The following is a 7,253-nucleotide window of genomic DNA, read 5'->3' on the forward strand; positions in this document are numbered from 1 at the left end:
CGATTCTCGAAATTTTTTCGAGGATTTTTTTATTCTTAAGCAGGAATTTGTCGTGGATTGTCGAATTCATCCACAAGAAACATAGGAGGTGATGAATGTTTTGATATCGATTGAAAAGACCGCAGAAAAAATACTTACCAGTGCCATACGGTCATCGGCTTCGGATATCCACATTTTTTTTCGCAGGGAGGGGCCCCTCATCCAATTCAGGATAGACAATAAGCTCGTTCCTCAGGAAACCATATCATTCTTTGAAGCTGAAAGGCTGATAGCCCATTTGAAGTTCCTTGCCGCAATGGATATAGGCGAGAAAAGGAGGCCACAGAGTGGTGCTATTACCATCAATTTGGCTAACCAAGTGGTTGGACTCCGCCTTTCCACTTTACCCACTGCCTATCTTGAAAGCTTGGTCATCCGCTTAATACCCCAACAGAATATCCTTCCTCTAGAACAGTTATCCTTATTTCCAAACACCGTTCAAAAATTGATTGCACTTTTGAAGCATTCCCATGGCATGCTCATATTTACCGGTCCAACCGGAAGTGGAAAAACCACCACACTATATTCCCTACTTCATCATGCCCATGAGATGATCAATCGAAATATCATTTCACTTGAAGATCCCATTGAAAATGTATCCGAAAAGGTACTGCAAGTCCAAATCAATGAAAAGGCAGGCATTACTTATTCTGTCGGACTAAAAGCTGTGCTAAGGCATGATCCCGATGTGATCATGGTTGGGGAGGTCAGGGATGCCGAAACGGCCAAAATTGCAGTTCGTGCTGCACTAACCGGTCATTTGATACTTACAACCATGCATACAAGGGATGCACAGGGCGCTATCTCCAGGTTACTTGAATTTGGTGTCAGCCTGCTTGAAATTGAACAGAGTTTGATTGGCGTGACAGCACAGCGGCTGGTTGAATTAAGCTGTGTACCATGTAAAGGCGACTGTGCTATTGCTTGCCAAATGACTGCCAGGAATAAAAGGGCAAGTGTGTATGAATTGCTTTATGGAAAAAGCATGGCAAATGTCCTTCGGATGATGGGGGATGAAAAAGGAAAGGGTACGGTAAGCTACCGCCAATTGAAGGATGAAATAGGAAAAGCGGTTGCAATGGGCTATGTGGATTCCCTGGAATATGAACGGCTGGTATACGATGAAGCAAAAAAGTAAATGGCAGCTAAAAGAACAGGCGGTCTTTATTTCGAAACTAGGGGAATTATTAAGTCATGGTTATCCCTTGGCGGACGCATTACATTTTCTGGAATACCAAGAATCGAAGAAGAAAGCGGAAGATTTCGCTCAGGCCATAAAGGATTTAAGGAATGGATATCCGTTGCACCAGGTGCTAATTCACCTTAATTTTCATCCGCAGCTTGTAAGTTATATATTTTATGGAGAGCAATACGGCGATCTGGATCGGGCGTTGATAGAAGGAGGGCAATATTGGAAGAAAAGAACGGAGGATATGGATAAAGTAAAAAAGTTAATGGTTTATCCCGTATTCTTAGTCGTTTTTGTAAGCATCGTTTTTTATATACTTCAGAGTGTTCTCCTTCCTAAATTTCAGGCAATCTATTTCACGATGGATGTCGATCAGAATGCAATCTTGAAATTAATGTCAGCTTCTACATTCATTCTCCCAGTCCTCCCCTTCATATTGCTTGGTTTGCTCCTATTCCTGTATGTGCTCAAACGATTTTGGTTCAATAGATTATGCCCATTAAGGCAGCGACGGATTTTGATGGGCATTCCGATATTCGGGACCTTCATCAAGTTATACGAAACTTACTTCTTTGCAAGCCAATTCAGCGGTTTGCTTTCCGGAGGGCTTTCGATTAACGAAAGCATCAAATTATTCTCTAAAAACCAGCAACAGCCTTTTTACCAAAAACTATGCTCCATCATCAAGGATGATCTGACTGAGGGAAGATCGCTTGAAATGATCTTTCAGGAGCTCCCCTATTTCGATGGAAACTTACCGGTGGTTGCTGCAAATGGTCAAAAATACGGCAGACTTGATGCAGAGCTGCATCATTACAGTCGTTTTTTACTCGAGAAAATTGAAGAGAGAATGAATGCAATCTTGAAAATCATTCAGCCTCTTATGTTTTCACTGATAGGTCTTTTGATCGTTTCCATTTATTTAGCGGTTTTGCTGCCAATGTTCTCTCTGCTCGAAGGTATATAGTGTTTAGCACTGCATTCAGGAGGTGAAATTGCCCTGAAATCAAATGGTGTCAGATGGTTTCAGGGCAGGATGATATGATGAAGAAAATGATGAATGAACGAGGTTTTACACTAATTGAGATGCTTATTGTTTTACTTGTAATATCCATTCTTTTGATTATAACAATCCCAAATATCACGAAGAATCAATCTACAATCCAGTCTAAAGGGTGTGAAGCATTCGTTAAGATGGCTCAAGCACAGGTTCAGGCATATGAGATCGACAATGCTAAATTGCCCGCAAGTATCGATGAATTGGAAAGTCAAGGCTATCTCAAACAGACATCTTGTCCTAATGGGAATGCTATTAGTTTGGATAACAAAGGAAAGGTAACGGTCGTTGAGTAGGAGAAAAGTGAATATACGGCATTCCAATGGGGGGTATACCCTGTCTGAAACCCTTATTGTCCTCGTTATTTTTATACTCCTGATTTCCATCAGCCCAAATTTATATCCAAGCTTCACAAAAGGGATGGAAATCAGGTTATTTCTTTCTCAATTCCATGAAGATCTTTTCTACGCACAACAGTATGCCATCAGTCATGAGAGCTTGATTTACCTCCATATTGATAATACCAATAAGTTTTATAGTGTTTCGTCATATAAGGAGGGAACTCTTCTAGAGAGAAGCATACCAGAGGATATACAGTTTTTAAGTGGAACATTAGGGTTCAGCTTTCATTTTAATCAGTATGGAAATGCTTCAAAAGCTGGAACGATGATGGTTGACACTTTAAAAGGAAAGTACAAATTGGTCCTCAATATCGGTAAAGGGAGGTTCAGGATTGAGAAATTGTAAGGGTTACGTCTACCTTGAGATTATTGCCGCATTTTCCATTTGTATTTTCGTGGTCCTTTCCATTTTACCGATTCTTGAAGAGTTGATGACACATCGTAAAAATATTGTCATAAGGACAGAAGCCCACCATTTATTATATGAAAGATTGACGGCGTTCATCGATGGGGAGATACAAGCTGTTGGACAGGATATCATTTACCGAAGAAAATCCTATGAATTGATATGGAGGGACCATGGGGATTTCCCTGGGATGATTGAAGGGTGTGTATGTTATGAAGATGAATCTGGTAAATATGAATCCATTTGTGATGCTACGAAAAAATGATGGTTTTACGATGATCGAAATGCTTTTTTCTTTAATGATCTTAATGACGACGTCTCTTTTTGTATTAGAACTTTTTTCAACCATTCATACCCAGGTGAGGTCCATTGACAAGTTACATCCTAAAGAGTGGGAGGTCTTTACTATGCAAATGCAGCAGGAGGTCCGGAGTTCAATAGATCAGGATGTAATGGGAAATAAATTATATTTGCTTTCAGGTGAGCAATTATCATCCATTGAACAATATGAGGATAAGGTCCGAAGGCGAGTGAATGGTATGGGGCATGAGGTCATCTTGCAGAACATTTCGGAATTCCAGGTCGAGAAGGATGGCGGTGTCATTGTTTTAAATATAACGGATAAAGCAGGGACTACTTTCAGTCGAAGATTTCATCCTTTCTTTAAAAATGTGAAGAAAGTCGATGAATAATCAAAAAGGAGTCGTTTTCCCGATGGTAATGATTGTAGCAAGTGTTTTCATCATGTTGACGATATTAATGATCGATCAATTTATCCTCGATAAAAGGTTTTATAAAGAAGTGGAAGAATCGCTTGTGGCCGACCATCTTGTACATCTCGCCGTTAAGGATGTGACGGAAGAGCTGGGGGAAGTGATCCCGGACATCATTCAGGGGGAAATCTCATACCCAAATGGTGTGGTGAGGTATTCCTTAACGAAGCAAGACGGTCCTTACGTCTATCTCGAATTTTCTTCCACAACTAAAAATGGCCGCGTTGGCAGGGTCATCATTCAATATGATAAAGAAGCGGGGAGAGTGATAGAATGGATAGAAAAGCAGGCTATGTAATACTCAAAGATCAACTCTCTTTTTAAAACGCTGACCCATTTTCAACGATTTACGTGTTTAACGAACAAGTAAAGGATTAAAAGAAGCGCTAGCCGGGCATACTTTGCATAGGGTGATTTTAAATGTCTACAAACGCTTATATTAAATACCTGACGCAACAGCTTGTCGAGTATTTTAATCTGACCAAAAAAGAACGAAAAGAAAAGCGCCGTCATAGAAAAGAGGATAAAAATCATGGTATATCCCATTGGTTTGGCATTGTCCCTTTTGCTTTGTCGATGTTCGTAAGGAAAAATATCAAAAAATAAAACAGATGTCCTAAACTTAGGACATCTGTTTTTTTAAGTATCGTTATTACTATCCCAACGCCCTATCTGAAAGGTAAAACAAACCTCCGTTGATGATGGATATTCGGATGTTCGGTTCGTATTGAGCTTTTAAGGCTTCTTTTTCGGTAAAATAACTCTCACTTTTTTCGTCCATGTCCTTGTAAAAATGCTCCAATAAGTTCAAGTCATTCTGCCAGCGCAGCATGGCTTCTTCCGCCCAAGAATGGTCATCATCCTCGAAGCTCCTCCTAATGTATGTATCCAGTCTTGCCAATCCACTCTTCGGCATGATGAGCGGTGAAAGCGTAAACGAGTAATCCGGTATTTTTGGGGTGACCTTAACCGGTAAAACCCGATGGTGAAATCCTTCCATGATTTCTCCTGAAATTAAATTCAATCCGATGGACATAAAAGTATCTTTTTTACGATCGCATTGGTAGGATATTTTCACATTCAGGGTAAGCCATGGAAACAATGGATTATTCCCGCCCATTGATGGAGGAGTATCTTCAAAAAGTCTAGTATACCCTGCCAGCTTTTTTGTTGATTGAATAATCTGATGGAGCCGAGGGGAGCCAAAATGAATCATTTCTCCCTTTAGGTCGGGTGGGGCTTGTTCTGGATCGGTAATGAAAGTCATCTGGGCTGGGTTCGGAATGCCACCCGTTTTTTCCAGGTAGTGCCAATAAAAGGGCCGGTTCATTAATTCTTTATCCATTTCTATCGTTAGTTGAACTGTAAGGTGGGTTGGTTTATTATCCAGTATTTCACATTCATTGGCTTTAAAGTAAGTTATTAAAAAATCATGAATTTCCTGTTGCTGCATGAACCTCACCTTCCTTCATGGATTGAGCGAATTGGATCAACGATGAAAAATTATCCATCTTGATTTTCATTTCGCCCTCTGTTTTGGACTCGCCGACCACATCAATTAAATATTCTTCAATGTTGTTAATATCCAGTTTGGTTAGAATATCATCCAATTCACCAATTACTTTTTCAAATAAATTAATTTTTTCGTATAGTAACTTTAGAATATGTTCTTCAACAGTATTTTTCGTGGCAAAGTTATAAATCCTGACATCCTCTTCCTGTCCAAGGCGGTGAATCCGCCCAATTCTTTGCTCAAGCCTCATGGGGTTCCATGGCAGGTCAAAATTAATCAAGTGATGGCAGAACTGAAGGTTAATCCCTTCCCCGCCAGCTTCTGTTGCAATTAATACCTGAATTTTCTTTTGGAATAATTCTCGCATCCAGTCTTTCTTTCCACGTTTAAATCCGCCTCGGAATGGGACTGAAGAAATTCCATTCTGTTGAAGGTACCATTGTAGATAAAGCTGAGTCGCTCGGTATTCTGTAAAGATAATCACTTTGTCATCAATTTTCTTGATCAGTTCCAAAGCTTTTTCAGCCTTGGAGTTCTGAACCGTTTCATTCACTTTTGAAAATAAATCATCAAGCTTTGCCAAAAAGTCAGGGGTAGGCTGGTCGTATTTGGCTTTCATGTTTTTTAAAGTATAAAAGACCGCCTCTCTGCTGCTGCAGGCTTCTCTTTGGAGAGTGAGAGCTGAAAAGGCGCTTCCTTTTGTTCCATCAGAAATAGGTTTGAATTTTGAAACTGCATCGTACAATGCCTGCTCGGTTGGAGAAAATTCAATGGTGATGGTTTCCACATGCCTTTTTGTCCATTCAATACCAGTATCGGCCCGCCGGTTTCGAATCATCACAGTGTTGACCAGTTCCTTTAGGTGTTCATCTTCAATTATGTTCCGGCCTTTCCCTTTATATTTTTCCGAAAAGAGTGAGGCATTTCCCAAGTGGCCTGGTTTCAATAACGAAACGAGGTGAAAAATTTCCTCGACTTTATTTTGAATGGGAGTAGCTGTCAGGAGTAAACAAAATTTCTTTTTCAGATTTTGGACGAATTCATAGTTCTTCGTCTTATTATTTTTAAGTTTATGAGCTTCATCAATGATGATGAAGTCATATTCCTGATTGAAAATGATATCACGATGTGGAGCGCGTTTCGCTGTATCAATGGATGAAATGACCACATCACAGGAGTCCCACACATAACTTTTTCTCTGAACGACTGCCGGAATATGAAACTTCGTATTTAATTCAAAAGCCCATTGTGTTACAAGGGAAGCTGGTACAAGGATCAATACCTTCTTTACAAGGCCTCTAATCATATACTCCTTTAGGATCAAGCCGGCTTCAATTGTTTTTCCGAGACCTACTTCATCTGCTAAAATGGCCTTTCCATTCATCTTTTCCACCACTTGCTTTGCAGCTTCCAATTGATGGGGAAGCGGGGTTAACTGAGGAAGGTGCTTGGGTGCCTGTAAACCTTCAAAATCAGGTATGATGAGATTTTCCTCCATTTTAACCGCCAACTTATAAAGCTCCCAATTTCCCCATGGACCGTCATTTTCCACCTTTTGTAAAAACTCGTCATTCCATTCAGAATTGAAGGATATATTGATTTTCATAGAAATAACTCCCTCTTAAATCATAAATTCCTTAATATAAGGTCAAAAACCGAACATTTCATATGTGAAGTAAGAAAAATATTTCTCTTCAAAAGATATTGCAGAGATAAGTTTCTTAGGGTAGGATATAAGTATATTTAGAAAATTCCAATTTCCAAACGCTAAAAAGAATTTTTGTATCGATTTTGCAGTTCTCGTTTTCTTAGTATGGGCTATAGGTACCTGCTTTATCCAAGATTACCGAAGGAGATCATTTAAACGTTTTTCTG

Annotated in this window: 10 protein-coding genes; 8 read left to right on the top strand and 2 right to left on the bottom strand. The window is 39.7% G+C overall.

Annotation, left to right across the window (positions count from 1 at the left end; translation table 11 throughout):
* The first annotated feature begins 100 nt into the window (after positions 1–100).
* The 8 genes from comGA to N9I19_RS11485 all read left to right on the top strand — a co-directional run bounded on the left by comGA (position 101) and on the right by N9I19_RS11485 (position 4,471).
* Positions 101–1,177, top strand: coding sequence for a competence type IV pilus ATPase ComGA (gene comGA / locus N9I19_RS11450; protein ID WP_089361763.1), 1,077 nt, complete (start codon positions 101–103; stop codon positions 1,175–1,177).
* On the top strand, positions 1,161–2,195 hold the full coding sequence (comGB, locus tag N9I19_RS11455; protein WP_317777851.1) for a competence type IV pilus assembly protein ComGB: 1,035 nt from the start codon (positions 1,161–1,163) through the stop codon (positions 2,193–2,195). Before comGA ends, comGB begins: the two co-directional genes overlap by 17 nt.
* 77 nt (positions 2,196–2,272) lie before the next feature.
* On the top strand, positions 2,273–2,581 hold the full coding sequence (comGC, locus tag N9I19_RS11460; protein WP_286140731.1) for a competence type IV pilus major pilin ComGC: 309 nt from the start codon (positions 2,273–2,275) through the stop codon (positions 2,579–2,581).
* 7 nt (positions 2,582–2,588) lie between these two features.
* On the top strand, positions 2,589–3,032 hold the full coding sequence (gene comGD, locus N9I19_RS11465) for a competence type IV pilus minor pilin ComGD (protein ID WP_089361506.1): 444 nt from the start codon (positions 2,589–2,591) through the stop codon (positions 3,030–3,032).
* On the top strand, positions 3,019–3,357 hold the full coding sequence (locus tag N9I19_RS11470) for a hypothetical protein (RefSeq protein ID WP_317777852.1): 339 nt from the start codon (positions 3,019–3,021) through the stop codon (positions 3,355–3,357). The genes comGD and N9I19_RS11470 overlap by 14 nt, the downstream gene beginning before the upstream one ends.
* Positions 3,305–3,784 carry a competence type IV pilus minor pilin ComGF gene (gene comGF / locus N9I19_RS11475; protein WP_061464024.1) on the top strand — a complete coding sequence of 160 codons (480 nt, stop codon included), beginning with the start codon at positions 3,305–3,307 and terminating at the stop codon, positions 3,782–3,784. The genes N9I19_RS11470 and comGF overlap by 53 nt, the downstream gene beginning before the upstream one ends.
* Positions 3,777–4,163 (top strand): competence type IV pilus minor pilin ComGG, encoded by a 387-nt coding sequence (comGG, locus tag N9I19_RS11480; protein WP_061464023.1) that lies wholly within the window; start codon positions 3,777–3,779, stop codon positions 4,161–4,163. Before comGF ends, comGG begins: the two co-directional genes overlap by 8 nt.
* Before the next feature lie 122 nt (positions 4,164–4,285).
* Positions 4,286–4,471 carry a YqzE family protein gene (locus tag N9I19_RS11485; protein ID WP_061464022.1) on the top strand — a complete coding sequence of 62 codons (186 nt, stop codon included), beginning with the start codon at positions 4,286–4,288 and terminating at the stop codon, positions 4,469–4,471.
* A 49-nt stretch (positions 4,472–4,520) separates the two neighbouring features.
* On the opposite strand, the gene N9I19_RS11490 is transcribed toward N9I19_RS11485, so the two are convergent.
* Together N9I19_RS11490 and N9I19_RS11495 are read right to left on the bottom strand one after the other, a co-directional pair.
* The gene (locus N9I19_RS11490) at positions 4,521–5,318 is read right to left on the bottom strand and encodes a YqhG family protein (protein ID WP_289320067.1); all 798 of its coding nucleotides are present in this window, start codon (positions 5,316–5,318) and stop codon (positions 4,521–4,523) included.
* Positions 5,296–6,984: a DEAD/DEAH box helicase gene (locus N9I19_RS11495; RefSeq protein WP_061464020.1), complete on the bottom strand. Its 1,689-nt coding sequence runs from the start codon at positions 6,982–6,984 to the stop codon at positions 5,296–5,298. Before N9I19_RS11495 ends, N9I19_RS11490 begins: the two co-directional genes overlap by 23 nt.
* Positions 6,985–7,253 lie beyond the last annotated feature (269 nt).

Origin of the sequence: Peribacillus sp. CSMR9 (assembly GCF_033141925.1) — a bacterium.
Taxonomy (GTDB): Bacteria; Bacillota; Bacilli; order Bacillales; family DSM-1321; genus Peribacillus; species Peribacillus simplex_A.